Source organism: Mycobacterium sp. 1164985.4 (genome assembly GCF_001668575.1).
Lineage (GTDB): Bacteria > Actinomycetota > Actinomycetes > Mycobacteriales > Mycobacteriaceae > Mycobacterium.
In genome coordinates this window covers 255,366-280,404 of record NZ_LZMD01000046.1, presented here as the reverse complement: position 1 = coordinate 280,404, position 25,039 = coordinate 255,366, and the positions used below count along the sequence as shown (strand labels likewise).

At 66.6% G+C, this 25,039-nt stretch carries 27 protein-coding genes, 3 tRNA genes and 1 pseudogene; 10 read left to right on the top strand and 21 right to left on the bottom strand.

All coding sequences use genetic code 11. The features are described 5' to 3' along the window. A partial coding sequence (locus A5650_RS07795) for an aminotransferase class I/II-fold pyridoxal phosphate-dependent enzyme (RefSeq protein WP_156744037.1) occupies positions 1 to 575 on the top strand: 575 nt, incomplete at its 5' end. Here the strand turns inward: A5650_RS07795 and A5650_RS07790 are convergent. The 3 genes and pseudogenes from A5650_RS07790 to A5650_RS07780 all read right to left on the bottom strand — a co-directional run bounded on the left by A5650_RS07790 (position 572) and on the right by A5650_RS07780 (position 3,124). Beyond that, positions 572 to 1,489, bottom strand: coding sequence for an LLM class F420-dependent oxidoreductase (locus A5650_RS07790; RefSeq protein WP_067288431.1), 918 nt, complete (start codon positions 1,487 to 1,489; stop codon positions 572 to 574). The genes A5650_RS07795 and A5650_RS07790 overlap by 4 nt on opposite strands. Positions 1,490 to 1,528: 39 nt before the next feature. Beyond that, entirely contained in the window at positions 1,529 to 1,987 is a 459-nt protein-coding gene (locus A5650_RS07785; RefSeq protein ID WP_067288429.1) for an SRPBCC family protein, read from the bottom strand. Between the two features lie 58 nt (positions 1,988 to 2,045). Beyond that, a pseudogene (locus A5650_RS07780) lies at positions 2,046 to 3,124 on the bottom strand (CaiB/BaiF CoA transferase family protein). A gap of 18 nt (positions 3,125 to 3,142) precedes the next feature. Between A5650_RS07780 and A5650_RS07775 the strand changes: the two are divergent. After that, positions 3,143 to 4,114, top strand: coding sequence for a cation diffusion facilitator family transporter (locus A5650_RS07775; RefSeq protein WP_067288427.1), 972 nt, complete (start codon positions 3,143 to 3,145; stop codon positions 4,112 to 4,114). Here the strand turns inward: A5650_RS07775 and A5650_RS07770 are convergent. Further along, positions 4,098 to 4,541 carry an SRPBCC family protein gene (locus tag A5650_RS07770; protein WP_067288426.1) on the bottom strand — a complete coding sequence of 148 codons (444 nt, stop codon included), beginning with the start codon at positions 4,539 to 4,541 and terminating at the stop codon, positions 4,098 to 4,100. The genes A5650_RS07775 and A5650_RS07770 overlap by 17 nt on opposite strands. A gap of 38 nt (positions 4,542 to 4,579) precedes the next feature. Further along, positions 4,580 to 5,020 carry an SRPBCC family protein gene (locus tag A5650_RS07765; protein WP_067288425.1) on the bottom strand — a complete coding sequence of 147 codons (441 nt, stop codon included), beginning with the start codon at positions 5,018 to 5,020 and terminating at the stop codon, positions 4,580 to 4,582. Between the two features lie 32 nt (positions 5,021 to 5,052). On the opposite strand from A5650_RS07765, the gene A5650_RS07760 reads away from it, so the two are divergent. Next, positions 5,053 to 5,496, top strand: coding sequence for a nuclear transport factor 2 family protein (locus tag A5650_RS07760; RefSeq protein WP_067288424.1), 444 nt, complete (start codon positions 5,053 to 5,055; stop codon positions 5,494 to 5,496). Here A5650_RS07760 and A5650_RS07755 read toward each other — a convergent pair. The 8 genes from A5650_RS07755 to A5650_RS07720 are packed head-to-tail and all read right to left on the bottom strand — an operon-like array spanning position 5,493 to position 14,696. Then, positions 5,493 to 6,932, bottom strand: a complete 1,440-nt coding sequence (locus A5650_RS07755) for an MCE family protein (protein WP_067288420.1) — start codon at positions 6,930 to 6,932, stop codon at positions 5,493 to 5,495. The two genes, A5650_RS07760 and A5650_RS07755, sit on opposite strands and share 4 nt — an antisense overlap. Before the next feature lies 1 nt (position 6,933). After that, positions 6,934 to 7,998, bottom strand: coding sequence for an MCE family protein (locus tag A5650_RS07750; RefSeq protein ID WP_067288418.1), 1,065 nt, complete (start codon positions 7,996 to 7,998; stop codon positions 6,934 to 6,936). Next, a complete protein-coding gene (locus A5650_RS07745; protein WP_082950645.1) occupies positions 7,980 to 9,323 on the bottom strand; it encodes an MCE family protein in 1,344 nt (447 codons plus the stop codon). The genes A5650_RS07750 and A5650_RS07745 overlap by 19 nt, the downstream gene beginning before the upstream one ends. Beyond that, on the bottom strand, positions 9,323 to 10,654 hold the full coding sequence (locus A5650_RS07740) for an MCE family protein (protein ID WP_067288416.1): 1,332 nt from the start codon (positions 10,652 to 10,654) through the stop codon (positions 9,323 to 9,325). Before A5650_RS07740 ends, A5650_RS07745 begins: the two co-directional genes overlap by 1 nt. Next, on the bottom strand, positions 10,651 to 11,682 hold the full coding sequence (locus tag A5650_RS07735) for an MCE family protein (RefSeq protein WP_067288414.1): 1,032 nt from the start codon (positions 11,680 to 11,682) through the stop codon (positions 10,651 to 10,653). Before A5650_RS07735 ends, A5650_RS07740 begins: the two co-directional genes overlap by 4 nt. Further along, on the bottom strand, positions 11,679 to 13,064 hold the full coding sequence (locus A5650_RS07730) for an MCE family protein (RefSeq protein WP_067288412.1): 1,386 nt from the start codon (positions 13,062 to 13,064) through the stop codon (positions 11,679 to 11,681). The genes A5650_RS07735 and A5650_RS07730 overlap by 4 nt, the downstream gene beginning before the upstream one ends. A 4-nt stretch (positions 13,065 to 13,068) precedes the next feature. After that, on the bottom strand, positions 13,069 to 13,887 hold the full coding sequence (locus A5650_RS07725; protein WP_067288545.1) for an ABC transporter permease: 819 nt from the start codon (positions 13,885 to 13,887) through the stop codon (positions 13,069 to 13,071). A gap of 44 nt (positions 13,888 to 13,931) precedes the next feature. Beyond that, positions 13,932 to 14,696, bottom strand: coding sequence for an MlaE family ABC transporter permease (locus tag A5650_RS07720; protein ID WP_067288411.1), 765 nt, complete (start codon positions 14,694 to 14,696; stop codon positions 13,932 to 13,934). Positions 14,697 to 15,015: 319 nt separating this feature from the next. Between A5650_RS07720 and A5650_RS07715 the strand changes: the two genes are divergently transcribed. Beyond that, positions 15,016 to 15,369 (top strand): UBP-type zinc finger domain-containing protein, encoded by a 354-nt coding sequence (locus A5650_RS07715; protein ID WP_067288409.1) that lies wholly within the window; start codon positions 15,016 to 15,018, stop codon positions 15,367 to 15,369. Between the two features lie 29 nt (positions 15,370 to 15,398). After that, on the top strand, positions 15,399 to 15,587 hold the full coding sequence (locus A5650_RS07710; RefSeq protein ID WP_231992562.1) for a hypothetical protein: 189 nt from the start codon (positions 15,399 to 15,401) through the stop codon (positions 15,585 to 15,587). 1 nt (position 15,588) lies between these two features. Here A5650_RS07710 and A5650_RS07705 read toward each other — a convergent pair whose 3' ends face one another. Genes A5650_RS07705 through A5650_RS07695 form a run of 3 tightly spaced genes read right to left on the bottom strand, consistent with a single transcriptional unit; the run spans position 15,589 to position 18,818 of the window. Next, positions 15,589 to 16,572, bottom strand: coding sequence for an NAD-dependent epimerase/dehydratase family protein (locus tag A5650_RS07705; protein WP_067288407.1), 984 nt, complete (start codon positions 16,570 to 16,572; stop codon positions 15,589 to 15,591). 39 nt (positions 16,573 to 16,611) lie between these two features. Continuing rightward, positions 16,612 to 18,174: a phytoene desaturase family protein gene (locus A5650_RS07700; RefSeq protein ID WP_067288405.1), complete on the bottom strand. Its 1,563-nt coding sequence runs from the start codon at positions 18,172 to 18,174 to the stop codon at positions 16,612 to 16,614. 47 nt (positions 18,175 to 18,221) lie between these two features. After that, the gene (locus tag A5650_RS07695; RefSeq protein WP_067288541.1) at positions 18,222 to 18,818 is read right to left on the bottom strand and encodes a TetR/AcrR family transcriptional regulator; all 597 of its coding nucleotides are present in this window, start codon (positions 18,816 to 18,818) and stop codon (positions 18,222 to 18,224) included. 72 nt (positions 18,819 to 18,890) lie between these two features. Between A5650_RS07695 and A5650_RS07690 the strand changes: the two genes are divergently transcribed. From A5650_RS07690 to A5650_RS07680, 3 genes are read left to right on the top strand one after another with little or no spacing between them, the layout of a single operon-like run. After that, positions 18,891 to 19,385 carry a DUF2834 domain-containing protein gene (locus tag A5650_RS07690; protein WP_067080902.1) on the top strand — a complete coding sequence of 165 codons (495 nt, stop codon included), beginning with the start codon at positions 18,891 to 18,893 and terminating at the stop codon, positions 19,383 to 19,385. 27 nt (positions 19,386 to 19,412) lie between these two features. After that, the gene (locus tag A5650_RS07685; RefSeq protein ID WP_067288401.1) at positions 19,413 to 19,871 is read left to right on the top strand and encodes an ester cyclase; all 459 of its coding nucleotides are present in this window, start codon (positions 19,413 to 19,415) and stop codon (positions 19,869 to 19,871) included. After that, complete coding sequence (locus A5650_RS07680) at positions 19,868 to 20,656, top strand: MBL fold metallo-hydrolase (protein ID WP_067288398.1); 789 nt, start codon at positions 19,868 to 19,870, stop codon at positions 20,654 to 20,656. Before A5650_RS07685 ends, A5650_RS07680 begins: the two co-directional genes overlap by 4 nt. On the opposite strand, the gene A5650_RS07675 is transcribed toward A5650_RS07680, so the two are convergent. Then, positions 20,653 to 21,495, bottom strand: a complete 843-nt coding sequence (locus A5650_RS07675) for an SDR family NAD(P)-dependent oxidoreductase (protein WP_067288393.1) — start codon at positions 21,493 to 21,495, stop codon at positions 20,653 to 20,655. The two genes, A5650_RS07680 and A5650_RS07675, sit on opposite strands and share 4 nt — an antisense overlap. Continuing rightward, positions 21,492 to 22,871 (bottom strand): cytochrome P450, encoded by a 1,380-nt coding sequence (locus A5650_RS07670; RefSeq protein ID WP_067288390.1) that lies wholly within the window; start codon positions 22,869 to 22,871, stop codon positions 21,492 to 21,494. Before A5650_RS07670 ends, A5650_RS07675 begins: the two co-directional genes overlap by 4 nt. Before the next feature lie 258 nt (positions 22,872 to 23,129). Between A5650_RS07670 and A5650_RS07665 the strand changes: the two genes are divergently transcribed. After that, positions 23,130 to 23,879 carry a cysteine hydrolase family protein gene (locus A5650_RS07665; RefSeq protein ID WP_067288387.1) on the top strand — a complete coding sequence of 250 codons (750 nt, stop codon included), beginning with the start codon at positions 23,130 to 23,132 and terminating at the stop codon, positions 23,877 to 23,879. Further along, entirely contained in the window at positions 23,879 to 24,568 is a 690-nt protein-coding gene (locus A5650_RS07660) for an AmiS/UreI family transporter (protein ID WP_067288536.1), read from the top strand. Before A5650_RS07665 ends, A5650_RS07660 begins: the two co-directional genes overlap by 1 nt. A gap of 92 nt (positions 24,569 to 24,660) precedes the next feature. Here the strand turns inward: A5650_RS07660 and A5650_RS07655 are convergent. The 3 genes from A5650_RS07655 to A5650_RS07645 form a co-directional block, all read right to left on the bottom strand. Beyond that, positions 24,661 to 24,737 (bottom strand) — tRNA-Phe (locus A5650_RS07655). A gap of 42 nt (positions 24,738 to 24,779) precedes the next feature. Continuing rightward, positions 24,780 to 24,856: transfer RNA gene (locus A5650_RS07650), tRNA-Asp, on the bottom strand. 34 nt (positions 24,857 to 24,890) lie between these two features. Next, positions 24,891 to 24,963, bottom strand: a tRNA-Glu gene (locus A5650_RS07645). Between the last annotated feature and the right edge of the window lie 76 nt (positions 24,964 to 25,039).

Here is a 25,039-nt window from a genome sequence, read left to right as displayed (position 1 = left end):
CGGTCTACGAGCACCTCGTCTTTGACGGCCGCCGCCACATCCCGCTCGCGTCCTATCCCGGCATGGCCGACCGCACCGTCACGATCTCGAGCGCCGCCAAGATGTTCAATGTCACCGGCTGGAAGATCGGCTGGGCGTGTGGCCCGGCCGATCTCATCGCAGGGGTGCGGGCGGCCAAGCAATACCTCTCCTATGTCGGCGGCGCGCCGTTCCAGCCCGCGGTCGCGCACGCGCTCGACAACGAGGGCGAGTGGGTGACCGCGCTACGGGAGTCTTTGCAGGACAAGCGGAACCGTCTTGGCACGGCGCTGGACGATCTCGGCTTCGAGGTACACGACAGCTTCGGCACGTACTTCCTGTGCGCCGATCCGCGTCCGCTCGGCTTCAGCGACAGCGCCGCGTTCTGCGCCGAGCTACCGCATCGCGCGGGGGTGGCCGCAATCCCGATGTCGGCGTTCTGCGATGGAGGTGGCGAGCACGCGGGTGCGTGGAAACATCTGGTGCGCTTCGCCTTCTGCAAACGCGACGACACGCTGGACGAGGCGATCCGCCGCCTCGGCGTGCTGCGCGGTTAGAGCTGTGCGGCGATCGTCCAAATGGCTTCCCGCTGTGCGGGATCGATGCCGTCGACGGCGCTGAGCACGACGTCTGTCGCGCCTGCCTCGAGGTAGTTCTTGAGCTGCCGGGTCACCGCTTCCGCCGGCCCGACGGCGGCGACGTCAACCGCGCTGTCGACACCCTCGCGCTCCAAAACCCGGCGATACGACGGGATCTGCTCGTAGAAGCTCAGGTGTTCGGCGGCCCGCCGCCGTCCCGCACCAGCATCGTCGGACACCACCACGGGCACCGCGGCGACGATCTTCGGGGCCGGCCGCCCGGCGTCGGCAGCCGCTCGCACCACGGTGGGCGCGATGAAATCCGCGATGGTGCGCGGACCGGCCAGATACGGGAGCGTGCCGTCGGCCAGCTCGCCGGTCACCTGCAAGGCCTTCGGGCCCATGGCGGCAACGTAGAGCGGAACGGGCGTGCCGCCCGGAACCTGAACCGGCCATTCGGGATTGGCCGTGAACTCTTCGCCGTGGAAGTCGGCGACGCCGGAGTCGAAGATCGACCGCAGCACGGTCAGATGCTCACGCAGCCGAGCGATGGTGTGGGGCCACGCGGTGCCGAACGCCCGGCGCTCGACTTCGTGCGCCCCGAGTCCCAAACCGAGTGTGAACCTGCCATGCGCAGCTGCCTGCGCCGTCTGCGCCTGCGACGCGACGATCAGGGGATGACGAGGGTTGAACGGCACGACGAATGTACCGACGCCCAACCCCGGCACCGCCGCACCGATGACCCCGGCCACGCCGATCGCGTCGTAATCGAACCGCTGTGGAAGCCAGACCTGTCGGACTCCGAGATCGTGCGCCCGTCGCGCTTGAGCGATGAGGTCGTCGACGATGTTGTCGGCGTTCGGGTTTGCGAAGAGCACGATTCCGGTGGCCATGTCAGACGCAACCGGCACTCGGCCGAGAGTTATTCCGTCCTACTTCGCCCGATCAGAAGCGTTGTCATCGGCCATCACCCGGCGCCGCAGGTTCTCGGTCGCGACGTCGAGCACCATCTTCTTGGCGCGACGCAACAGGAACTCCGGAATCGGTGCCGCGAGGTCGATGATGATGTCGAAGCGGACGCGGGTGCGGTCCTCGCCGATCGGGGTGAGGTTGTACTCGCCGTGCTGTCCGCGCTGCTGCATCGTCGCCTTGGCGTCCCAGACCACCCAGTCATCACCCCAGTGATATTCGAGCAGCTCCTTGTCGGTCACACCCATGATTTTGAAGGTTGCCTTGACGTGGTGCGGGCGGCCGTCGGGATGACGATCGAGCACCTCGGCGCGTTTGTGCACGGGCGACCACGTGGGCACGGCGTCGATGTCGGCGAGTGCATCCATGATCACGTCTTTGGGCGCCTCGAAGACCACTTCCCTCGATGCCTGCACGGCCATGCGGCAAATCGTAGCTAACTCGACTGCCTAGTGCATAGCCCTTTCCAGCAAATACTTATTACCAATCAATATCGATTAGCGAAGTCGCAGCTTGCGGCGGTGCGCCGATGGGTCCGGCCGGGGTCCTGGAGAACCGTGGTGCCGGTGCCGCCTGGTCGACACCGTTGGCCTGCACCAGTGTTGACCGTGCTCGCAGGTGCTCGCTCTGCACGGACTCACTCCAGGTCAACACCGGCGTGACGCACGCGTCGGTGCCCGCGAAGATCGCGGTCCACTCGTCGCGGGTCTTGCGCGCAAACCGCTCGGCGAACAATTCGCGCATTTCCGGGAACGCCTCGCGGTCCATTTGCGGTGGGAGTTCGTCGGCGTCGAGACCGAGCCCGGCAACCAGTTGCGCGTAGAACTGCGGTTCGATTGCGCCGACGGCCATGTACTTGCCGTCGGCGGTCTCATACGTGCGGTAGAACGGTGCGCTGCCGTCGAGCAGGAACGACTCGCGTTCGTCGCGCAGCGTGCCCGTCGACTTCATTGTCCACGCGATCTGCGCCAGCACGGATACGCCGTCGACCATCGCCGCGTCGATCACCTGACCCTGTCCGGAGCGTTCCCGTTCGTACAGCGCGGCCACGATGCCCAGCAGCACGAACATCGAGCCACCACCGAAGTCGGCGACCAGATTCAGCGGCACCACCGGCGGCCGGTCGCGGATCCGATGGCCGACAGCGCGCCGGTATGCGAGAGGTAGTTGATGTCGTGGCCCACGGTCTGCGCCAGTGGGCCATGCTGGCCCCAGCCGGTGATGCGGGCGAAGATCAGTCGCGGGTTCACCGCCGCGCAGTCGTCGGGCCCGATGCCGAGTCGTTCGCACGTGCCGGGCCGGAACGCGTCGATCAGAACGTCGGCCTTGGCGATGAGCCCGAACAGCGCGGCGGGCTCCCTCTTCAGATCGAGGTCGACGACGCGCTTACCGCGGTGTAGCAGGTCGATGTTCTCCGGCGGCATCTGCAGGCCGCCGGGTCGGCGCACGCGAACCACGTCGGCGCCGAGATCGGCCAGCACCATCCCGGCGTGAGGTCCGGGGCCGATACCGCCGAGCTCGATGACCTTCACCCCCGCGAGGGGTCCCGCTGTAGCCATGAGTCGCACACTAGTCAGATGGCCGAGACACAGGACCCGACCGAAGCGACCTCCGGCGAGAGCACGCTGACCGTCTTGATCGCGTTCGGCGCCAACCTCGCCGTCGCCGTCGCCAAGACCGTGGCCGCCGTGATCACGGGGTCGGCGTCGATGACCGCCGAAGCCGCGCACTCGTGGGCCGACTCGGGCAACCAGGGCCTGCTCGCCGTCGCGAACCGCCGCAGCCGGCGACCGCCGGACGCCGAACGGCCGTTCGGCTACGGCCGGGAGGCATACGTGTGGTCGTTGTTGGCCGCGGTGGGGTTGTTCGTCGTCGGTGGTTCCCTGTCGGTGTGGCACGGCGTCACCGAACTGCGGCACGGGGAGTCGGGACCCGAGAACTACCTGGTCGCCTACATCGTGCTGGCGGTCGCATTCGCCCTGGAATCGGTCTCGCTCATTCAGGCGGTGCGACAGCTGCGGGCCGAGGCGCATCGCTATGACAAGGACCTTCTCGACCACGTTCTCGACACGTCGGATCCGACGACGCGGGCGGTGTTCGCCGAGGATGCAGCGGCACTGATCGGAATCCTCATCGCCGCAGCGGGAATCGGGTTGCATCAGCTGACGGGTGACGCCGCGTGGGATGCGATCGGGTCGATCCTGGTCGGGTTGCTGCTGGGCGTGATCGCGCTGATCCTGATCGACCGCAACCGGCGTTTCCTGGTCGGCGAGCCGGCGAGTCCGCGGGTGCGAGAGGCCGCGATCGATAGGATCCGAGGGTTACCCGATGTGGCCGCGGTGCGGTTCGTGCGCTTGGTCTTCGTCGGTCCGAAGCAGCTGTTCCTGGTGGCCAGCGTCGACCTTCGAGGCGACGCGGTCGAGTCGCGGGTCGCCGAGACGCTGCGGCGGTTGGAGACGCAACTGCAGGCCGACCCCTACATCGTGGACGCCGTGCTGACGATCGCCGAACCCGACGAACTCGATCAGCAGTCTATTGACGGCCCTTGACCTGCTTCACCCGTTTGCGCAGCCCGTCGGTAGCGGTCTCCATCAATCCCTTGGCGCCCTTCTTGATCAGGAAGCCGGGCAGCGGCACCAGCGGGTCGACCATCAGCTCGAAATGGACCTTCGTCGAGTCGCCGTCGGGGGTCAACGTGTAGCGACCGCTCTGTGCGCGTTGCTGTTTCGAGCTCTCCAACGTCCAGCTCACCCCGTCGTCGTGCACGGTGTAGTTGAGCACCTGTTCGTCGGAGACGCCGACGATCTTGACGATCTGACGTGACTTGCTAGGCCGCCCCTCGTCGTCGCGTTCGAGGACCTCGACCTTCTGATGGGCCGACGACCAATCGGTCAGCGACTCGAGGTCGGTCAGCACGTCGAGGATCTCCTGAGGAGTGGCCTCGATGAGGACTTCGCGAGTTTCGGTGACAGCCATGCCGGAGTGATTGCCAGCCCCGCGCGTTCCGAAACGGGTCAGCCGCGCTTGACCTTGTGGACCTGCTTGCGCAGGCCGTCGGTGGCGGCCTCCAGCCCGCCTTTCATGGCGCGTTTCAACACGAAGCCCGGGATCGGTACGGCGGGGTCGACCGTGATCTCGAACCGGACCTTGGTCTTGTCGCCGTCGGGGGTGAGCGTGTACGACGCGCTCTGGGTTTTGAGCTGACTGGATTCGATCAGCGTCCAGCCGGCCGTGTTGTCACCCCAGGTGTACTGCACGACCTGCTCGTCGGTGATGCCCATGGTCTTCAACTTCAGCCGCACGCGGCCGGGCCGGCCGTTGGCGTCCCTGTCGAGTACCTCGGCCCCCTGGTGCTGGGGCGACCAATCCGGCGCCGATTCGACGTCGGCGATGACGTCGAGGATCTCGGCCGGGCTCGCGTCGATCACGACCTCGCGGGAATCGCTGGTAGCCATGGCGCGACCCTAGCCCCGTTACGGTTGTCCGCATGGAGCTTTGGGAGCTTTGCGCTCGGGAACGCGTAAGGGACACCCTCGCGCAGTACAACTGGTCGGGTGACGCGATGCGCCTTCCCGAACTCGCCGCCGCGTTCTGTGACGACGGGGTCCTCGAGGTACGGGGAACCGAGCCGGTGCGGGGCCGTGCGGCGATCGTCGGCTATCTGGGCGGTGCCGTCGCAGCGCCGAACGCGGCCGCATCCAAGTCCAACGTCAAGCGCATCGTGCGCCACAACGTGACCAACATCCGGTTCACCGAGGTGACGCCCGACGAGGCGCGGGTCTCCTGCTACTTCACGGTGTTCACCGAGATCGGCCTCGACCACTACGGCCGCTACCGCGATGTGTTCGCGCGGGTCGGCGACGAGTGGCTGATTCGGCACCGGTTCGTCTCCACCGATTGGAGCGCGCGGAATTCGACGATGGCCCGCTAGCCCGGCGGCACCAGCATCGACTGCCACGTCTTGTTCTGCGGAGGCGCGAGGTCGGCCTGCGTATAGAGACGGCCGTCGGGGCCGATGTACTCGCCGGTCGAGGGGTCATAGGGCACCGCCGCGATCGGCGCAGGCGCACGCGGGTCCTGTCCGGGCGCGTACTGCGGGACACCCTGACCGCTGAGCGTCGCGTTGGGATCGCCCTTCCAGCTGTAGCCCTCGTTGAGCGGGACGTACTGCTCGTCGCTCTCGCACATCTCGATCGTCGGGGCCCGCTTACCCGAAACCGTCTCACACGGGATGTTGCGCACACCGCGGACATTGAGGTCGGAATCCTGCGGTACGCGGCAGTAGAGGTCGCCCGCCGGGCGCTCCGGGGCGTCTTGCTCGGACGGCGATCGTTGTTGGCGCACCGGCAGGAAGCCGGTGTTGCACGGCGGCGGCAGGTTCAGGTTGAGGTTGAAGTCGAGATAGATGCCCTTGTAGTCCTGTTTGGTATTGGCGTTCGGGAGGATGATCGCCGACATGACCGCGGTGCCTTGCGGAAACAAGACCAGCAGTTGCTCGATGTCGTTGCGGTAGGCGATCGCGATGTCGCCCAGGCTCACCATGTTGGCCAGCAGCAAGGGCAATGGGGATGCGATGCGGTCGAACACCGCGCGGCCCTCCTCCAGCGTGGGTCCGCCCAACTCGAGCAGACCCGCGAACGCCACATCCTGCGCCTTCAACTGTCCCGTGATCGACGCCATCCGACTGGCCCATACCTGGATCGAATCCGCGGTCCGCACTTGCGAATCGAGAACTGGTGGCGACTGGTCGATCAGGGTGGTGATGGGGCCGACGGTCTTGCCGGCGTCGATCGCCAACGCGGTCGATCCGTCGACGATGCGTGACAGCTCCGGCCCCAGGCCCGCGACCGCGGTGGCCGCCTCGTCGACGACCGTGCGCAGATTGTCCTGTGGAATCGCCTGCAGCGCAGTGTTGGTGGCATCGAGCAGGTTGGCGATGTCCGGTGGAACCCGCACCCGCCCCGAGGGGATCACGCTTCCGTCGCGCAGCGCGAGGGCCGTCGCGGCGTCGGTGCCCGGGGTCGGTGTCAACTCCACGAACTGCTCGCCGACGGCCGAGCGGCTGTGAACCTCCGCCGAAACGTCGGCGGGCACCTTGGTGGACGAGTCGAGTTTCAGCACCGCCCGGACACCGTCCCGAGTCACGTCCACGGACGTCACGCGGCCGATCTCCGAGCCCCGGTAGGTCACGACCGACGACGGATGCAGACCGCCCGACGACGGCAGGTCGAGCGTCACGTTGTATCGACCGATGCCGAGCAGAGCGGGAACCTTGACGAAGGTGAAAGACATGATGCTGCATGCGATCACCGTGACGGCCGCGAGGATAGCCAGCTGGATCCACGTCGTGCGTGGTAACCGCACCATGTCAGTAGGCTCCCCACCGGTACGGGACCACCAACGGGTTGCCCGCGGTATACGGGCTGGGCTTCTGGCCGATCGTGCGGCCCCACTGAAGTTCGAGTTCGGTGAGGTCACCCTCCCACCTGGTTCCGGTGAACACGCCGGCGTCGATGCGGCTCAGGGTCAGGTCGATGACGAGCGTGATGTTGGCGAAGTCGCCGCGAAACCAGTTCGGGACGGTGCTTTTCACCCATGGATAGGTGGACAGAAAGTCCAGGCCCCTGGTCAGCGCCGGGCCGGCGTCGGCAAGTTCCCGCAGGACGGGGGCGATGCTGCGCAGGTTCCCGACCAGCGACTCCCTGGTCTGCTTGACCGTCGAGGTTGTGATCGCGCTGAACTGACCGAGCGCGTCGATCGCGTTGGCCAGTTTCTCGCGCGAAGCCGCCAGCACCGCAATGGCTTGCGGAATGGTGATCAGCGCCTTGTCGACAGCCTCGTTCTTCGCCGCGACCTGCCCCGCCAGCGCATTGAGGTTCTCGGTGGCCGTGATGATGTCGTCGGTCTGCTCGTTGAGTCGGCCGATGAAGATGTCGAGTTGGGTCAGCAAGCTGCGCATCTCGCTTTCCCGGCCCGCGAGTGCCCGGGCGAACGTCTGGTTGATCTCCTGCAACTGGCCGAGTCCGCCACCGTTGAGCAGGACCGAAACGGCGGCCAGCGTCTGCTCGGTCGTCGGGTATGTAGCGGCCGACGACAGCGATATCACCGAGCCGTCCTTGAGCTCGCCGCGCGGCGGCTCATCGGTCGGTGGGGCCAGCTCGATGTGCATCGAACCCAGCAGGCTGGTGGTGCCGACCTTGGCGGTGCTGTTCGCCGGTAGGTGGACATCGCCGTCGATGCGCATGGTCACCAGCGCATGCCAGTCCTGGACCTCGATCCTGGTCACATTGCCGACGTTGACGTCGGCCACCCGCACCCGCGTGTTCTGTTGAATGACAACGACATCGGGTAATTGCGCCTGGATGGTGTAGGAACCGGGGCCACCCCCCTCCGTTCCCGGCAACGGCAGCGAGTTCAGCCCCCGCCACGCCAACCGATCCGAGCCTGGGCCTGCCCGGCATGATGATTCCGCCGGACGGGACGCCGTGAGGCACGCACGGGCCGCGGTATCGACGCTGCTGTGTGTGTTCGTGTTGGCGGGCTGCGGGTGGCGGCGGCAGCCTGCAGCGGCGGTAGATTGGGGTCGAGCCGGTCTTCGCTGTAGGTGATCTCGTTGGGGCGCGCCGAGGCCCCGACGAACGGATTGACGCCCAGCGGGGGGAAGTTGTACTGACGATTCTTGATGATCGGCGCCAGATACTGCATGCACAGCTTCGCCGAGTGTTCGAATCCCTGACGAGCCGCCGCTTCGATTGCGCTGCAGATGAATTGGACGGTGTTGGCGAAGTTGACCGGGGCGAGGATGCCGGTCACCGAACTCTGGGCCGGTTGATAGATGTTCATGAAGTTTTGGAAGACCGTCGGCGTGATGTGCAACACCTGCTTGACGTCCTGTCGGCTGTCGTTGAGGGCGGTGGTGATCGAGGCGAGGCGGTCGAACGTCACGCCGAGCCCTTCGCGGTTCTCGGCGACGAATCCCCGCAGATCCGCCACCGCCGCGTCGAGTCCCTTGGTCGCGTCGGCGACCTCGTCGGGGGTATTGGACAGCACGGTGGTGATGTCGGCGAGGTTGGTGTTGAACTGTGCGAGCAGATCACTGCTCGACGAGAGCGCCGACACCAACAACTGCAGATTGCGCACGGTGCTGAAGATGTCGGTGCTGTGGTCCCCCAGCGCCGACACAGCTTGCGACAACTTGAGCACGGTGTCGCGCGCGGTGGCGCCGTTGCCTCGCAGGTTGTCCGCTGCGGCGTTGACGAACTCGCCGACGGCGCTGACACCGCCCGGCGTCGTGGGCTGCAGTGACTCGGTGAGCTTCTCCAGCTGTTGACGGAAGTCGTCCCACTCGACGGGCACGGCGGTCCGGGTTTGCGGAATGGTCGCTCCCGCGGCAAGTCTCGGTCCTCCGTCGTAGGCGGGGACCAGCTGGATGGCCCGCGCGCTGACCAAGGAGGGCGACAGGATCGCGGCACGGGCGTCGGCGGGCACCGGGTATTTATTGTCGACCGAGAACGTGACCTTGGTGCGGTCCGGCTCCGGGTCGATCGCCTCGACCGTACCGACTTCGACGCCGAGGATGCGGACCTCGTCGCCGGTGTAGAGGCCGTTCGCGTTGGCGAAGTAAGCGATGAAGGTGTCCCTTGCCACCCGATCCCACCACGGGGTGGCCACTACCGTGACCGCAACGACGAGCACCACGGAAAGCACTGCCGCGGTTGCGATCCGGATGGCGCGCAGCGCGCCCGGCTGCATCGTCATCAGCCCGCGCCCTGTTCGGGTACCGGCGGACCGACCGTCGGCGCAGGAAGTTCACCGGGCGCGGGACCCGCGGCGGGCGGGCCGGGTGGTGGTCCGCCGGGCGGCGGTGCGGGCAGCGGCTCCCGATACGGGTAGCGCCCCGGAAACTGGGCGGGCAGGTTCGGGTCCTGATTTCCGGTGATCGCGTCCGGCACCGTCATCCGAGGGTCGCCTCCCTGGCCGGTCCGGGGGAACGGCGCCGGTAGCGCCGGCGTGCCGGGTTGCCCGGCGCCGGGGTCGACGAGCTCCGACGGCAACAACACGTTCGGGTCCAGCCCGAGGTCGGAGAACGCGGCATCGATGAACGGCTGGGCGAATTGGCCGGGTGCGAGGTTGACCACTGATGCCTTGAAGAATGGTCCGGCGCCGAGCACTTCGCCGAACGACATCGCATACCTGCGCAACAGATAGAGCACGCGCCGCAGTTCGGCCTTGCGGTTGTCCAGGATCGTCAGGACACCGTTGAGTTTATCGACCGCGGGCTTGAGCTGCGAGCGGTTGTCGTCCACGAGGCCCGAGAGCTGTTGGGACACAGCGGTGATGTTGGTCATCAACGCGTCGACCGAGTCGCGTTGGGACAAAACCTCGTGCAGCAGTGCATTGGCGTTGACAGCCAGGCCGGCGATCTGGTCGCTGCGTTTGCCGAGCACGGCGGTCACCTTGTTGGCGTCGGCCAGTAGGTGTCGCAACTGCGCGTCGCGGGTGTTGAGCGTGTCGGAGAATTGGGCGACACCCTCGAGCGCCGCCCTCAGCTCGGGCGGGGTGTCGGAGAACGTGTCGGCCAGCGTGGTCAGCGCCGAGGACAGCTGGGTGGTGTCCAGCGCGCTGATGGTCGTCGTGAGATCGCCGAGCGCCGTTGGCAGGTCGTAGGGGGACGTGGTGCGGTCGAGGGGAATGACGCCGGACAGCTCGCCATCCCCGCGGGGGGTGATCTCCAGCATCTTGTTGCCGAGCACGGTCTCGGTCTTGATGGCTGCCTCGGTCCGGTCGCCCAGCTCGACGCCGGTGCGCACCGTGAAGTCCACCACGACCTTGGTGCCCTCCAGCCGGACGCCGGAGACTCTGCCGACCGAAAGGCCCGAGACGCGCACGTCGCTGCCGGGCTTGATGCCACCGGCCTCCGCGAAGTAGGCGGCGTAGTCCGAAGTGCCATTGACGAGGGGGATCCGGTCGTAGAAGAAGGCGGCGACCACCATGGCGACGACGACGGAGATGCCGACCGAACCGACGGCCAGCCTGTTGCGTTCGGCGAGTGGCTTGAATCTTGGACGCCGCAATACGATTCGACTCATTTGGCCTCACACCGTCCGGTACTTTGTCCGACGAGCTTGACGAACACCGGTTCGCCGCCCTTTCCGTTGACCTTCAAGATCGCGTCGCACAGGTAGAAGCCGAAGTAGTCGCCGTAGAGACCCTGTCTCGCGAGGACCTGGTAGGCGTCCGGTAGGGTCTTGAGTAAGTCGTCGAAGTATTCGTGGTCGGAAAGTACCTGCGCGGCGAACCGGTCGGCCTCGGTGACGGTGTCCTTGATCGGCTGCCGGGCCTCGGTCAGCAGGTCGGCCACCGTCCCGGCCGCGGCGTTGATGTAGGCCGTCCCGGTTGTGATGTCGGCCTTGCGCGAAGCGAGCCCCTCGGCGAGCTGCGAGAGTTTGTCCAGCCCTGCGGAGAACTGGTCGTCGCGGGCCGCGAACGTACCGAGCACGGTGTTCAGGTTGTCGATGACTTGACCGATGAGCTCGTCGCGGCCGGCCAGTGTCGACGTCAGCGTCGAGGTGTGCGCCAACACCGACGCGATCGTGCCGCCTTGGCCCTGGAACACCCGGAGCAGCTCGCCGGACAGCGCGTTGACCTGATCGGGATCCAACGCACGGAACAACGGCCGGAAGCCTCCGAGCAGTGCATCGATGTCCAGTGCGGGTGAGGTGCGCGCGAGCGGAATCGTTTGGCCGGGGTGGAGTTTGCGCACCGAGCCGACACCCTGCTCGAGCGAAAGGTACCGGTCGCCGATCAGGTTCTCGTAGCGCACCGCGGCCTTGGTGCCCTCGGTCAGTGTGAGCCCCTTGTCGATCGCGAACTCGACGGTGACCGTGCCGTCCTTGTGCAGGGTCATCTTTTTGACCTTGCCGACCTCGACCCCCGCGATGCGCACGAAGTTGCCGCCTTTGAGCCCGGACACATTGGTGAACGCCGCGCTGTAGGTGGCCCGTGAATCGAAGCGGAACTGACCGAAGACCGTCGTCAGGACGAACATGAACGCGAGGCACATCGCCGTGAACAACACCACCCGCGTGAGCACCTGCCCGGTTCGTCTGCGCCTCATGGCTGTCCCCCCGGAGGAGGGGCCGCGGGCACCGGTGGACCGGCAGGCGGATAGAGCAACGGCGACCCGTCGGGCGCGAAATGCGGTGCTCCGTAGGGCGGTTCGCCCGGGTAAGCCGGAAGCGGGCCCGGTGCCGGTCCCCCGGGATAGCGGATCCGCGGCGGTTCGGGAATCGCCTTGGTCACCGGGAAGTAGTTGGCGAAACCCGGGAATCCGATTCCGGGATTGGGCCGTACGTCCAGACCCGTGCCGAATCCGGTATCGGTGACGAGATATTTCACCGGGTAGTTCTTGCCGACGTCGGGCAGGGAACCGCAGCTCGGTTTGCCGCCGGGTCCACCTTTGGCGTTGACCCGGGGAAGGTGGTCCGGATAGCGGTAGGGGTCATCGCCCGCGAGGAGCGCGGCGTCCATGATCACCGACTTCCCGTTGCCGCCCAATGCGTCTCGTCCGCCGTTCTCGAGGAACCATTGGGCGCCCATGAACAGGCAGGTGTACGTCGGCGAGTACTTCTCGAGCAGGGCGGTGGTCGGGGCCATGACGTTGACGGCCCGGACCAGGGCGGGCTCGTTCGCACCGACCGTGTCGATGCCGGATCGGGAGAATCCGACGGCCGACAACAGCAACTGGTCCAGCGCGTCCGCGCGCGACGAGATCGTGGCGCTGGTGGTGGTGAAGGAATCGAGGATGGACAGGATGTCCTGTGCGGCGTCGGAATACGCCCGAGCCGTCTTCCCGAACAGCTGCCAGTCCTGCCGGACCGTGTCCATCCGCGGGTTCACCGCCAGCAGGACGTTGTTGGAGTCGCTGACAGCCTGTCCGATGACGTCGCCCTTACCCCGCAGGGATTCGGCCACCGCGAGCAGCACCGCGTTCAGCTTGGCCGGATCGATGGACTGCACCACCGATTGCAGGTTCTCGAACACCGTGTTGACCTCGACGGTGACGTTGCGCGAGCGCAGAACCGAACCCGGCTTCAGGGGATCGGTGCTCGCATCGGAAGGGATGGAGAGCTCGACGTACTTCGCGCCGAACGCGGTGCTGGCCTTGATCTGCGCTTCGACGTTGCTCGGCAGCAAGGCGAACGGGCCGGGGTCGATCTTGAGAGCCAGCCTCGAGGCGTCACTATCCGACATGGTCTCGACGCCAATTGTGCGAACCTCGCCGATCTGAACACCGCGCAGTTTTACCTTCGCGCCGTCCTCCATCACCAGGCCGGCCCGGTCGGAGATCAAAGTCAGCGGCACCGATCGACGCAACGAGCCGGAGAACAACAGGGCGGTCATCGCGATCAGGGCCGCGGCAACGAGGAACAGCACGGGCGCCCACCAGATCGGGTCGACCTCGCCGCGGCGTGATGAATTGATCCTGCTGTCGCTCATGGCATCACCCAGACAGGTGGAAGTTGCCGGACTGCCCGTACACCGACAGCGTGATGGTCAGCAGGATGAAGACACCGGCGGTGATCGACATGCGCACCGCGCGGCCGACGGCCTCACCGACCCCGGCCGGTCCGCCGGTCACGGTGTAGCCGTAGTAGGTGTGGACGGCCATGACCGCTGCCGCCATCGTCACCGCCTCGACGAAGGACCACAGCAAATCGGTCGGATGCAGGAACGTCGAGAAGTAATGGTCGTATACCCCCGCGGACTGGCCGTAGATCACGGTCGTTCCAAAGCGGGTGGCCAGGAACGACATCAGCACGGCGACGGTGTAGATGGGGATGACCGCGACCACGCCGGCGACGATGCGGGTGGAGGCCAGATACGTGATGACCCGGATGCCCATCACCTCGAGGGCGTCGATCTCTTCGTTGATCCGCATGGCGCCGATCTGGGCGGTGGCTCCCGCCCCGATGGTCGCGGCAAGCGCCACTCCCGCCGTCGCGGGCGCAATGAACCGGACGTTGAGAAAGGCGCCCAGAAATCCGGTGAGGGCTTCGATGCCAACGTTGGACAGCGTGTTGTAACCCTGAACCGCGATCAGCGCTCCCGTGGACAGGGTGAGGAACCCGATGATGACCACCGTGCCGCCGATGACGGCGAGCGCGCCGGTTCCGATCCCCATGCCGGCAATCTGGCGCAGCACCATGGTCGGATAACGCCGTATGGAGTCGGGGGTCGACGCCAGCGCCTGGCCGTAGAACGCGGTCTGCTCCCCGAGCCTGCGCGCGGTGTCGACGACCCTGGTGAGTGAATTGGTCACGGCCTCGGTCGTCCTCGCCGCCGGCGGCCCGCTCACGACCTCGCTCACGGCGCGACCTTCACACCGAATGCAGTGGCCAGGATGTTGATCAAGAACAGCGCCATGAACGCGAAGACGACGGTCTCGTTGACCGCGGTGCCGACCGCCGTCGGTCCGCCGCCGACGTGCAGACCCTTGTAGCAGGCGATGAGGCCCGCCGAGAGGCCGAACAGCAGCGCCTTGACGAGCGAGACGATCACCTGCGGCAGGCCGGTCAACAACGTCATTCCCGCGACGAACGCACCGGGAGTGACGTGCTGAATGAAGACCACAAAGAAGTAACTACCTATCAGACCCACGACCGCCACCACCGAATACAGCATCAGCGCAACAAATGTCGCGGCGATGACGCGCGGAACCACCAGCGCCTGAACGGGATTGACGCCGATCACCTTCATCGCGTCGATCTCCTCCCGGATGGTCCTGGCGCCCAGATCGGCGCACATGGCGGTGGATCCGGCACCGGACACGACGATCGCCGTGACAACCGGACCCACCTGGGTCACCGACGCCAGCGCAGCGCCGGCCCCGGAGAGGTCACCCGCCCCGACCTCGATCAGCACGATGTTGAGGGTGAACACGATCAACACCGTGTAGGGGATCGACAGCACGAGGGTGGGCACGATCGACACCCGCGCGACGAACCAGATCTGGTCGATCAACTCACGCCAGGCGAACGGCGTGCGAAACATCGCCGCGAATGTCTCGCCCGCCAGCACCACGAAGTCGCCCATGGCGACGGCTGGCCTGGACCAGGCCGGCCCCGTCATGATCGGCGACCGACCAACTGCTGCACCGGATCACCTCGTCGGTCGAGAGTCGGGCGCACATGACGACGGGAGCGGCATCATCGCCGCGCGCGAGCGCTCCGGTACACATTTCATGTCGCCATCCCCGTCGTCGTCAGACTGCGCGGGACGCTAAGAGACGGTGTGTTAGCTGTCAACGGGGGTGGGCGGGCAAACTTACTCGTCAACATGCAGGATTCGCTGGTCGCACCAATGGCTTTGGTTTCCTTCATCGAGATCGGATCTAGCTGAGTCTTTGTCTTGCCAGCGAGATTCGCCGCGATCGGTAGGCTCACCGGCTGTGGACACTGCAGTGGACCCGTCGGTGCCGCCCAGTGGTACCGGATGCGCTGAATGCGACGCAGTGAACGGGTGGTGGGTCCATCTGCGCCGATGCGCGGCATGCGGTCATATCGGGTGCTGCGACGACTCCTTGGCGCGCCATGCGTCGGCACACTGGCGCGAAACCGGCCATCCGATCATCCGGTCGTTCGAACCGGGTGAGGACTGGTTCTGGAATTACGCCACGAGCGAGTACTACGACGGCCCGCCGCTCGCCCCGCCCCAGTCCCGTCCCGAGGGCCAGACCGCGCCCGGCCCGCGCGGCAGGGTCCCCGTCGATTGGATGGCCCAGCTGCGGGGGCGCCGCGACTGAATTTGATGTCCAGCGGGTATCCAGCCGCTGTGAGTGACGACAAGAAGGACAATCCCGGCACCGCCGGTACCGACGCGGGGCCCGCGAACGCCGACGACGACGTGCAGAGCGACCCCGCCAGGGGCACCGACGACTCCGAACAGGAAGGCGTGGACTGGTCGGATGAGGGAGGCGCGACCCCGAGCGGCCCCGCCGACACCGGGGATCCCACGCAGTAATTCAGCGCAGGGAGTGCGCCAACTCCCGTAGTGTCTGCGCAGCAGTGTATTTCGGCTCCCAGCCGAGCTGAGTCTTTGCCTTGGTGGTGTCCATGACCACCGAGGTGCGGCCGACGTGCAACCACTCGAGCGCCGACGGGACGAACGGCAACCGGGCGACGACTTCCGACGCCACGGTCGCCGCGACCTTTGGCACGCGCACGCCTCGGGCGCCGAGTTCGCGGGCCACGTCCGACAGCGAAATCAGCCCGTCGCCGGCGATGTTGAACGCACCCGGCGGCGCCGATGTTGTCACAGCCAACGCGATCGCGGTCGCCACGTCGTCGTGATGGACCAACTGCAACGGGATGCCGGGATCCGGAACGGGTGTCTTCAACAGCGGGACGGCGTCGGAGAGACGCTTGACCGGTCCGGGCAGCCGGGTCCACGGCATGTTGTCGGCCAGTGCGGGCGCCTTCGGGCCCGCGACGATGCAGGGCCGCAGCACGTATACCTCGAGCGACGAGCCCCCCACGATGTCGGCAAGCGCCGCCTCGCACTCGGCCTTCTGCTCGGAGTAGTAGTGCTCGGGCGAGCCCCGCGGTGGCACGTCCTCGGTGATCGGAACCGGATTGTCGGAGTGATATCCATAGGCGGCGACCGATGACGTGTACACCAGCCGCCGCGGGCGCTCCGCGGCCACCGTCGCCTCGAAGACATTGCGGGTGCCCGCCAGGTTGATGCGCGCGCTCTCCTCCCGCGAGCCCATGATGATGAAGGCCAGGTGGACCACGACGTCGGCGCGCCCGACCAGCGCGTCGACGGCCTCACGGTCGAGGATGTCGCCCTGCAGGTACGTCGTTTTCGTCCAGCCGTGCTCGGCCGGGTCGAACGGCCGCCGCGCCATCCCGAGGATCTCGTCGACCTCGGCGACGTCCTCGAGTGCCTGCACCGCCGACTTGCCGATCTCGCCCGTCGGCCCTGTCACCGCCACCGTGATTCCCATGCCCGCCGCATTCCCGGTGCGAGGGGTGGGGAAACGGATTCAGGACATGTCGGACAGCGCCTGCTTGGCCGCGTTGTAACCGGGGATGAACGTGATGCCGGGCCCGCCATGGCAGCCGGCGCTGGCCAGGTACAGGCCGTCGATCGGAATCGGTTGATCGACATAGCCTTTGGGCCCGGGTCGGTTCGGACCTATCTGGTCGGGGTGGATCAATCCGTGGCAGTAGTCGCCGCCGGGCGCTCCGAACATCGTGCCCATGTGTTTGGGCGTGAAGGTGGTGTGGCGCAGGATGAGGCTTTCGAAGTTGGGCGCCAGCCGGGTGATCTTCTCGATGACCCGCTTGCCCATCTCGGCTTTCATCTCGCCGTAGCCCTGCTCGCCCTCCTCGATGGGAAACCACAGTGAGAACGCCGACGCCGCGTGCTTACCGGGCGGCGCCAGGCCCGGATCGTTGACCGAAGGGATCTGCAGGGCGATCGACGGATCGGTGGGCACGATCCCGCGCCGGGCGTCCTTCCACTGTTGTTGGAGTTCCTCGGGCGTGCTGAAGATGCCGATGTTGGACTGCATTGCGGGGTCGTTGAGCAGTTCGTAAGGCGCTGCGAACTCGGGGACTCCGTCGAGCGCGAAGTGCATCTGCAAATAGCTGCCCCGGTGGTCCATGCGCGAGAAGCGATCCCGCACATCGGCGGGCACCGCGTTGGAGTCGACGAGACCGTTGACTGTGAGGTCGGGCGCGACGCCGGAGACGACGATCGGGGCCGACAGCGAGGTGCCGTCCTCGAGCCGCACGCCGGTCACTCGGCCGTCCGCGACCGTCACCTCGACGACCTTGCTCCGCAACCGCAGTTCGCCACCGTTCGCGGTGAAGCCGTCGCACAGATGCGATGTGAGGGCTCCGATACCTCCGCGCAGTTTCTTGACCAGCAACGCGTTCTCGTCGGGAACAGCGAACCCGTACGCCAGAGCGGCGGCCGTGCCCGGGGTGGCCGGTCCGCGGTAGGTGGTGTTGCAGGCCAGCAGCGATAGCATGCCGCGCAGCGCGCCGTTCTTCTCCTTGTCCGGCAGAAAGCGGTCGAGCACATCGGTGACCGATCCGAACAGTAGGTCGGTGATGGCCGAGCGTTCGAATTCGTTTGTCGCGCAGGCATACATCTCGTCGAGCGTCTTGGGCGGCCGGCCGGCGTCGAAACGGCCCAACGCGCGCGTGGGCGCCTGGCACCACGCCATCAGGCCGGCCATGCCATTGACTGCTTCGGCGCCGTGCACCTCGTTGATGTGGGTCAGCAGTTTCACCGGATCGGTGTAGTAGACCAAGGGTTCGTCGCCCACGCCGCGCAGCGACACCGACATCACGTCGAGGTCCACGGTCGGCAGGGTGTCGAGCCCGAGTTCTCGGCTGACCACCGCCGAGGTGGGGATCTGCACCGAGCCGGCGATCTCGAACTGGAACCCGTCGAACAGCTCGACGGTGGAGGCCATGCCCCCGGCATAGAGCTTCGTGTCCAGACATAGGGTGCGCAGGCCTGCCTTCTGCAACAGCGTGGCCGCCGTCAACCCGTTGTGCCCGGCACCGATCACGATGGCGTCGAAGTCAGTCATTCGCTGAGGCTGGCATGGGCGGAAAGTTTTGTCAATAATGACAAAACTCAGCCGGTGATGCCACCGGACAACGCGCGCAGAGCCTCTCCGGTGAGCCGCGACAACTCCGGAAGTGAGCGCTCGTTACCGAGCATCCAGACCTCCATCGCCCCGAATACGGCGGCGGCGATACACCGGGCGGTGACCGTGATCCGCATTCGCTCGTCGATGGCGGCGTTCGAAGCAAGGCCCTCGGCGAGATGGTCCGCGATCGCCTCGGCGAAGTCGGCCTCGACCTGGCGCATGTGCCGCACCACCCGGCCGGGTTCGAGTTCCTGCGCCCGCAGTGCCGCGGTCTGCGCGACGGCCCAGTCGTCATACGGGCGGGCCATGATTGCCCCGTGCACCGAGTCGATGATCGACTCGCTCAAATCACGGGCGGCCAGTGCCGAGCGGAACCAGTCCAGCCCGGCGTAATCGGCGAAAAGGAGATCGTGCTTGGACGCGAAGTGGCGGTAGAAGGTGCGCAACGAAACGCCGGCGTCGGCGGCGATCTGCTCGGCCGACGTCTCCTCCACGCCCTGCGCGAGGAACCGTACGACCGCCGCCTTCCGAAGCGCTTCGCGGGTGCGCTCGCTGCGTGCGGTCTGGGCCGGACGGGGCATGTGGTTGAACGTACCTGACATCAGTTGTGTCAATATTGACAAAACTGGGCTCGGTGATGAGAAACTCCGGACATGGTTTCGTTGATCATCCACCTCGTACTCGGGTTCGCCACGCTGGCCGTGATCGTCAAGGCGAACCCCGCGATCTTCGCGCGCTACTCCTCAGGACCCCGAGTCACCAAGCTCGAGTTGTTCTACTACGTTGCGGGCGTCGCGTCGGTCATTCTCGGCTACTACTTCAACAACCAGTTCGTCGCCGAGTACGCCCCGCACGGCGGGTTGCACAACTTCGTCTGGGGGCCGGGCAGTTGGTCGGAGTTCATCGCGCTGGGCTATGACAATCCGGCCGCCAGCTCGGCCAGCCAGGACTACACGATCATGAGCCTGCTGTTGTTCCCCGCTTGGTTGCTCGTGGACGGCCGCAGGCGCGGTGTGAAGCACGCGTGGCTGTATCTGGGCTTCATCCTGTTCGCGAGTTCGGCGTTCGCGTGGGCGTTCTACCTCGCGACGATCGAGCGGCAGCACCGGCATCAGCAGACCCTCGCGGAGGTCAAGTCGCCAGCCTGACAACCCCGGCGGCCGTACAGTGCGTGCATGATCACCGACGCGCTGCGCCAACGCCGACTCGACGTGATCCGTGTGCACATGGACACCGAGGTCACCAAGGAGTTCGACGCCACCCTCGCGACGTTCAAGAACGAGTCCGGCGGACGTCCCCACTACGAGATCATGGCCACCGGCCAAATCTTCGACGGCGACGACGAGGTGATGGCCTACTACCGCAGCACGCGCACCGCGTTCCCGGATCAACGCCACGACAACGTCCGGTTCCACGTCGCCGACGACTCGGTCATCGTCGAATTCGACTTGCTGGGAACCAATCTCGGCGAGTTCTACGGATTGCCCCCCACGGGTAAGGCATTCCGCGTGCCGGTGGCCGCGGTGTTCTTCTTCGACGACGACCGCATCGTCAACGAGCGCATCTACTTCGACTCGGCGAGCCTGGTGTCGCAGATCGGTCGCACGGAGCTACTCACCGGAGGCGCTTCGTGAAGGTGCACCACCTCAACTGCGGGTCGATGCATCCATGGGGGGTGCCCGTCCTCGTCTGCCATGTGCTGCTCATCGAGACCGACAACGGTCTGGTGCTCGTCGACAGCGGGTACGGGTTGGCGGACTGTGACGATCCGGCGAGCCGGACAGGCCCCACCCGTCGCTTCTTCCGGCCGTTCTTCGACCGAGACGAGACCGCGGTCCGCCAGGTGGAGCGGTTGGGTTTTCACCGCGAGGACGTCCGCCACATCGTGGTCACGCATTTCGACGTCGATCACATCGGCGGGCTCTCCGACTTCCCCGATGCCGAAATCCACTGCACCGCAGCAGAAGTGCTCGGCGCGATGCATCCGCCCACGCGGGCCGAACGCTTCCGGTTCCGCTCGGCCCAGTGGGAACACGTACCCAAGATCGTCGAGCACACCCCCGACGGCGAGAAGTGGCGCGGGTTCGCGGCGGCCAAGGAACTGACCGAGGTGTCGCCGGGCATCGCGCTGATATCGCTGCCCGGCCACACCCGCGGACACGCCTGCGTCGCGGTCGACGCGGGGCACCGGTGGCTTCTGCACTGCGGTGACGCCTTCTACCATCCCGACACCATCGGCGGCCCACCCCGGATTCCGCCGGTGCTGAGCGCGTTCGAAAAGGTCGCCGCCTTCGACCGGAAACAGGTGCGCGACAACCATGCTCGGCTCACCGAGTTGTACCGCCGCGGCGATCCCGATTTGTTGCTGTTGTGCGCGCACGATCCGGGACTGCTGAAGTACGCGCAGGAGACCGCTTAGCTGTTGGCGGCGCGCTTGCGCAGAAAGGTCTCCACGCGCTCGAGCGCATCGAAGTAGCGCGACGGTGTGATCCGCGCGAGGGCGTCGAACATGTAGGCGTCCGGTCCGACGAGGATTCGCGCCTTGCCCGCCTCCACACCACGGTGGATGATCTCCGCCGCCTTGTCGGGCTGGGTTCGCGTCATCGCGGCGAACTCCTTGGCCACCTGCTCCTTGGTCGGCCCGCCCGGCTCCTCGCGGAATCGGCCGTTGCGCACGATGTTGGTGTTCACCCCGCCGGGGTGCACGTTGACGGCCGACACACCGGTCCCCCGCAACTCCTGGCGTAGCGAGTCCGTGAACCCGCGCACCGCGAACTTCGCCGAACAGTAAGCGCTTTGGCCGGGCATGCCGACGAGGCCGAAGACGCTGGAGGTGTTGACGATCACGCCCTCGTCCTGTTCGACGAGGATAGGCAGGAACGCCCTGGTGCCGTTCACCACACCATGGAAGTTGATGTTCCACAACCAGTCGTCGTCCTCGACGACGGCGTCGAGGACGGTGGAGCCGAGCGCGACGCCGGCGTTGTTGAACACCGCTCCGATCGGCTGCGGCGCCCACTCGCGCACTTCGGCGGCGAAGTCGCGCTGTGCATCGGCGTCGCTGACGTCGAGCACCCGTAGCAGCGCGGGACCCCGCAGCGACGCCTCGGTCTCCTTGAGCCCCTGTTCGTTGACGTCGGCGATGGCGACTGGGCAGCTGTACGACGAAAGCCGCTGCGCCAGTGCGCGTCCGATACCGGATGCCGCGCCTGTGATGACCGCGGTCCGGCCGCTGATGACTCTGCGCTGCTTGCTCACACTGACTCCTTCGTTGTCGAGCGCTCAGGGGCGATCGCCCGTTGTGTATCACTTGCGTCGCGAGCCCAGGTCCGCCGGAACACGACGGCGCGACCGCCGCGTGCGGGGGCGGTGGCCACCCCGCGTGAGTGCCGACCCTCCCCCGCGGCGGTGGTGGTGCCGAATTCGAACTCTCGCAGCAGGGTTCGCAGCGTCACGTTCATCTCCATGTTCGCGAACGCGGCGCCGATACAGCGGCGAATTCCGCCACCGTAAGGGATCCAGGTGTAGGTGTCGGGGCTCGTCCCCAGGAAGCGGTCGGGGTTGAACGTGTCGGGATCGGTGAAGTGGCGCGGTGACTGATGCGCCATCCCGATGCTGACGATGACGGTGTGCCCCTTCGGGACGACCCACTGTCCCAAGCGCAGCCGTTCGCGGGTCACCCGGATCGTCGCCTCGACGACCGGCCGAACTCGCTGCACCTCCCACACCGTGGCCTGCGTCAACTCGCTTCCCCCGGCGTCGATCTCAGCGGTCAACCGCGACAGCAACCGGGGATGCCTGCGCAGCCGCTCGATCGCCCACGCCAGCGTCGTCGCCGTCGTCTCGTGCCCGGCCGCCAGCAGGGTGAGCAGCTCGTCGGCGACGTGGGCGTCGGCGATCGGAGAGCCGTCCTCGTAGCGGGCCGCCAACAGCAGGGCCAGGATGTCGGTGCGGTCCGCGAGGGCGACGTCCGCGCGCGCCTCGGCGATCAGGGTGGTGATGATGTCGTCGTAGCGTCGCCGCGACCGCTGGACGCGGCCCCACGGGCTCCGCGGCCCGAGATCGCGCCGCAAGGCCTTGGGCAGCACCGCCAGCCTCGACGCCAGCGGAACCATCGGCGGAAGCAGTTCGCGCAGTTCGTCCAATGCGCCGCCCTCGGCGCCGAACACGGTGCGCAGGATCGCGTTCAAGGTGATACGCATCATCGGCTGCAGCGACTCGAACTCGCGGCCCTCTGGCCATGTGGCGATCTCGCGCATCACCTCCCGTTCGACGATCGCTTCGTATCCGGCCATCCGCTTGCCGTGGAACGGTGGCACGAGCAGCTTGCGGCGCTCGCGGTGTGCGGCGCCGTCGAGGCTGAAGGTCGACCCGGGTCCGAGCACGGTACCGAGGTTCGAGGCCCGTGCCACGAGGTCGCTGTTCGTCGTGAACAACTCCCTGATCAGGTCCCGGTCGCTGATCACGACCGCATCGCCGAAGATGGGCAGGTCCACGCTGAACGCGCCTCCGTACCTGCGACCGATCGCCGTAAGGGCGCGGTGCCGGCCGGCGAGGAATCCAAGCCCGACCGCCGCCTTCGGTAGCCGGGGTCCGGGCGGGAGCCGCACCGGGTCGGTCGTCGCTTCGGCCATGAACCGCCTTCCTGGTACACCGAGGTACCGATGTACGGTACGCGCTGGTACCGCAGAAGACAAGGGTGGCTTGGCGGCACAATCGTTGCGCGGTGTCGCCCCCTAGTGCGATGGACTCGCGCCGATTCTAAGTGTCTCTCCGGCGTTGACCCCGTGGGACGCTTCGGTCGTACACGTTTCCTCCGTGTAAACACAGGCGGCCGTGGACATTTCACCGCCGCCCCGAAACACCTGTCCCCCGAGAAGAAAGTCACGAGATTGACCGCCACCATCAACGCCCCGTCGCGGCCGACTCCCCTGGAACCGGTCGAACTCGATCCCACGAATTTCCCGCCGACCAACGTCGGTTCCATCCCGCCGCTTGCCAAGCAGTGGCAGAAGCTCGACTTTCGCGAGATCTTGAGCCGGCCCGCCGCTTTCCTGTCCGTGAGCCAGTCCAATTCGCTCTACAAGCCGGGCGGCGTGCAATACGCCGAAGGCCATGCCCTGCGCGGAAGCCTCGAGGCCACGGTGAAGGCGGTCAAGGCGGCGCGCAGCGCGCCGAACTTCGTGTCGTTCAACTGGATCGGCTTCTCGGTGTTCCGGCAGGACTATCCGCAAACCGACTTCGACCGCGTCCAGTATGAGAGCTGGACCGGCCACATCGACGCGACGCCGGAGCAGATCGCCTGGGACAACGCGCTTGTCGACGAGTTGCGCGAGCTTGTCGAGCCGGGTGACAACGAGCTCTACGAGAAGGCGCTGCAGACCGCGTTCGTCGGCACCGACCTGCCGGGCGCGCTGATTCGGCAGAAGGTCGAGGTCGTCGTCATCACCGGCATCCACCTCGACTGGTGCATCGAGGGCAACGCCCGGGCGGCGCGCGACCACGGGTTGCTGCCGATCATCGTCGGCGACGCGACCGGCGCCGTGCGCCCCGACCAGGAGCCGGCGGCCTTTCAGCGCATCAACGACTTCTTCGCGCCGGTGATCTCGTCGGACCAGTTCGTGGAGTGGGTGAGCCGCTGATGGGACACGTGGGTCTGCTCCTCGTCGGCGTCGTTCTGTTCGTCAACGGCCTGGTCTCCATCGGGATCGTCAGGCCCAGAAGCGCCGCGCCGCTCAACCTTTTCGTCGGGTCGGCGCAGGTCATCCTGCCCACGCTGGTCCTGGTCCAGGCGGGCGGCGACGCCGGCATCGTGAACGGGACGTGGCCCAGCCTGCTGTTCGGATTCACCTATCTGTGGTTCGGACTCATACAGATCTTCGATCTGGAGCCGCAGGGGTTCGGTTGGTACAGCGTGTTCGTCGCCGCGATAGCGGCGTTCTACGCCGTCAAGAACATCGGCACCGACCCCGTCTTCGCGGTCATCTGGGCCACGTGGGCGATCATGTGGACGCTGTTTTTCGTGTTGCTGGGTCTCGGGATTACCCGAGTTCGGTCCTTCGACCTCGGTCACTTCACCGGCTGGGTGCTGATCCTGCTCGGGATCCCGACCTGCACGGTGCCGGCGATATTCCTGCTGAACGGGGCCTGGACGGTCTCGGCGGTGGCCGGTGTCGCGGCGCTGGCCGTCCTGGCGCTGGCCGCGGGCCTGTCGGCAGCCCTGGCGAGGCGGACCGCGGGGAGGGACGAAACGGTTCCGGTTGCCGACCAGGCTCCGGTCGATGTCGTGCCCACCGGCGGGGGGAAGGTGAGCGTGCCGCAACCCGTATGAGCGCGGCGGCATGATGTCGGAAAGCCGGCGGCTTCGGGAGACCGGAGCCGCCGGTCGCGTTCTGTGGGAAGGAGGGCGTCGACGAGACGCCGTGGTGGCCAGGGCCGGGATCGAACCGGCGACCTTCCGCTTTTCAGGCGGACGCTCGTACCAACTGAGCTACCTGGCCCGGAAGGCACCGGTCGGGCGTAACCCAGATGCCTCGCCGCAATGGCGACCCTGACGGGACTTGAACCCGCGACCTCCGCCGTGACAGGGCGGCGCGCTAACCAACTGCGCCACAGGGCCTTGCTGTGCGTCCCATCGTACGGGTCGCTGCGTGTACCCCCTACGGGATTCGAACCCGCGCTACCGCCTTGAAAGGGCGGCGTCCTAGGCCGCTAGACGAAGGGGGCCAGCCGAATCTCTCCGGGGTACTCGCAACGCGATGACGTTGGGAGCTTCAGTAGCTTAGGGTACCGATGCCCGAAT

Bases quoted from the DNA above. Each gene is read 5' to 3' on its own strand.
- A5650_RS07785 (WP_067288429.1), bottom strand. From the start codon at position 1,987: ATGGCCGTGCAGGCATCGAGGGAAGTGGTCTTCGAGGCGCCCAAAGAC.
- A5650_RS07730 (WP_067288412.1), bottom strand. From the start codon at position 13,064: ATGAGCGACAGCAGGATCAATTCATCACGCCGCGGCGAGGTCGACCCG.
- A5650_RS07775 (WP_067288427.1), top strand. From the start codon at position 3,143: ATGGCCGAGACACAGGACCCGACCGAAGCGACCTCCGGCGAGAGCACG.
- A5650_RS07695 (WP_067288541.1), bottom strand. From the start codon at position 18,818: ATGCCCCGTCCGGCCCAGACCGCACGCAGCGAGCGCACCCGCGAAGCG.
- A5650_RS07705 (WP_067288407.1), bottom strand. From the start codon at position 16,572: ATGGGAATCACGGTGGCGGTGACAGGGCCGACGGGCGAGATCGGCAAG.
- A5650_RS07700 (WP_067288405.1), bottom strand. From the start codon at position 18,174: ATGACTGACTTCGACGCCATCGTGATCGGTGCCGGGCACAACGGGTTG.
- A5650_RS07735 (WP_067288414.1), bottom strand. From the start codon at position 11,682: ATGAGGCGCAGACGAACCGGGCAGGTGCTCACGCGGGTGGTGTTGTTC.
- A5650_RS07755 (WP_067288420.1), bottom strand. From the start codon at position 6,932: ATGGTGCGGTTACCACGCACGACGTGGATCCAGCTGGCTATCCTCGCG.
- A5650_RS07660 (WP_067288536.1), top strand. From the start codon at position 23,879: ATGGGACACGTGGGTCTGCTCCTCGTCGGCGTCGTTCTGTTCGTCAAC.
- A5650_RS07670 (WP_067288390.1), bottom strand. From the start codon at position 22,871: ATGGCCGAAGCGACGACCGACCCGGTGCGGCTCCCGCCCGGACCCCGG.
- A5650_RS07685 (WP_067288401.1), top strand. From the start codon at position 19,413: ATGATCACCGACGCGCTGCGCCAACGCCGACTCGACGTGATCCGTGTG.
- A5650_RS07740 (WP_067288416.1), bottom strand. From the start codon at position 10,654: ATGAGTCGAATCGTATTGCGGCGTCCAAGATTCAAGCCACTCGCCGAA.
- A5650_RS07770 (WP_067288426.1), bottom strand. From the start codon at position 4,541: ATGGCTGTCACCGAAACTCGCGAAGTCCTCATCGAGGCCACTCCTCAG.
- A5650_RS07790 (WP_067288431.1), bottom strand. From the start codon at position 1,489: ATGGCCACCGGAATCGTGCTCTTCGCAAACCCGAACGCCGACAACATC.
- A5650_RS07760 (WP_067288424.1), top strand. From the start codon at position 5,053: ATGGAGCTTTGGGAGCTTTGCGCTCGGGAACGCGTAAGGGACACCCTC.
- A5650_RS07720 (WP_067288411.1), bottom strand. From the start codon at position 14,696: ATGACGGGGCCGGCCTGGTCCAGGCCAGCCGTCGCCATGGGCGACTTC.
- A5650_RS07745 (WP_082950645.1), bottom strand. From the start codon at position 9,323: ATGACGATGCAGCCGGGCGCGCTGCGCGCCATCCGGATCGCAACCGCG.
- A5650_RS07690 (WP_067080902.1), top strand. From the start codon at position 18,891: ATGGTTTCGTTGATCATCCACCTCGTACTCGGGTTCGCCACGCTGGCC.
- A5650_RS07765 (WP_067288425.1), bottom strand. From the start codon at position 5,020: ATGGCTACCAGCGATTCCCGCGAGGTCGTGATCGACGCGAGCCCGGCC.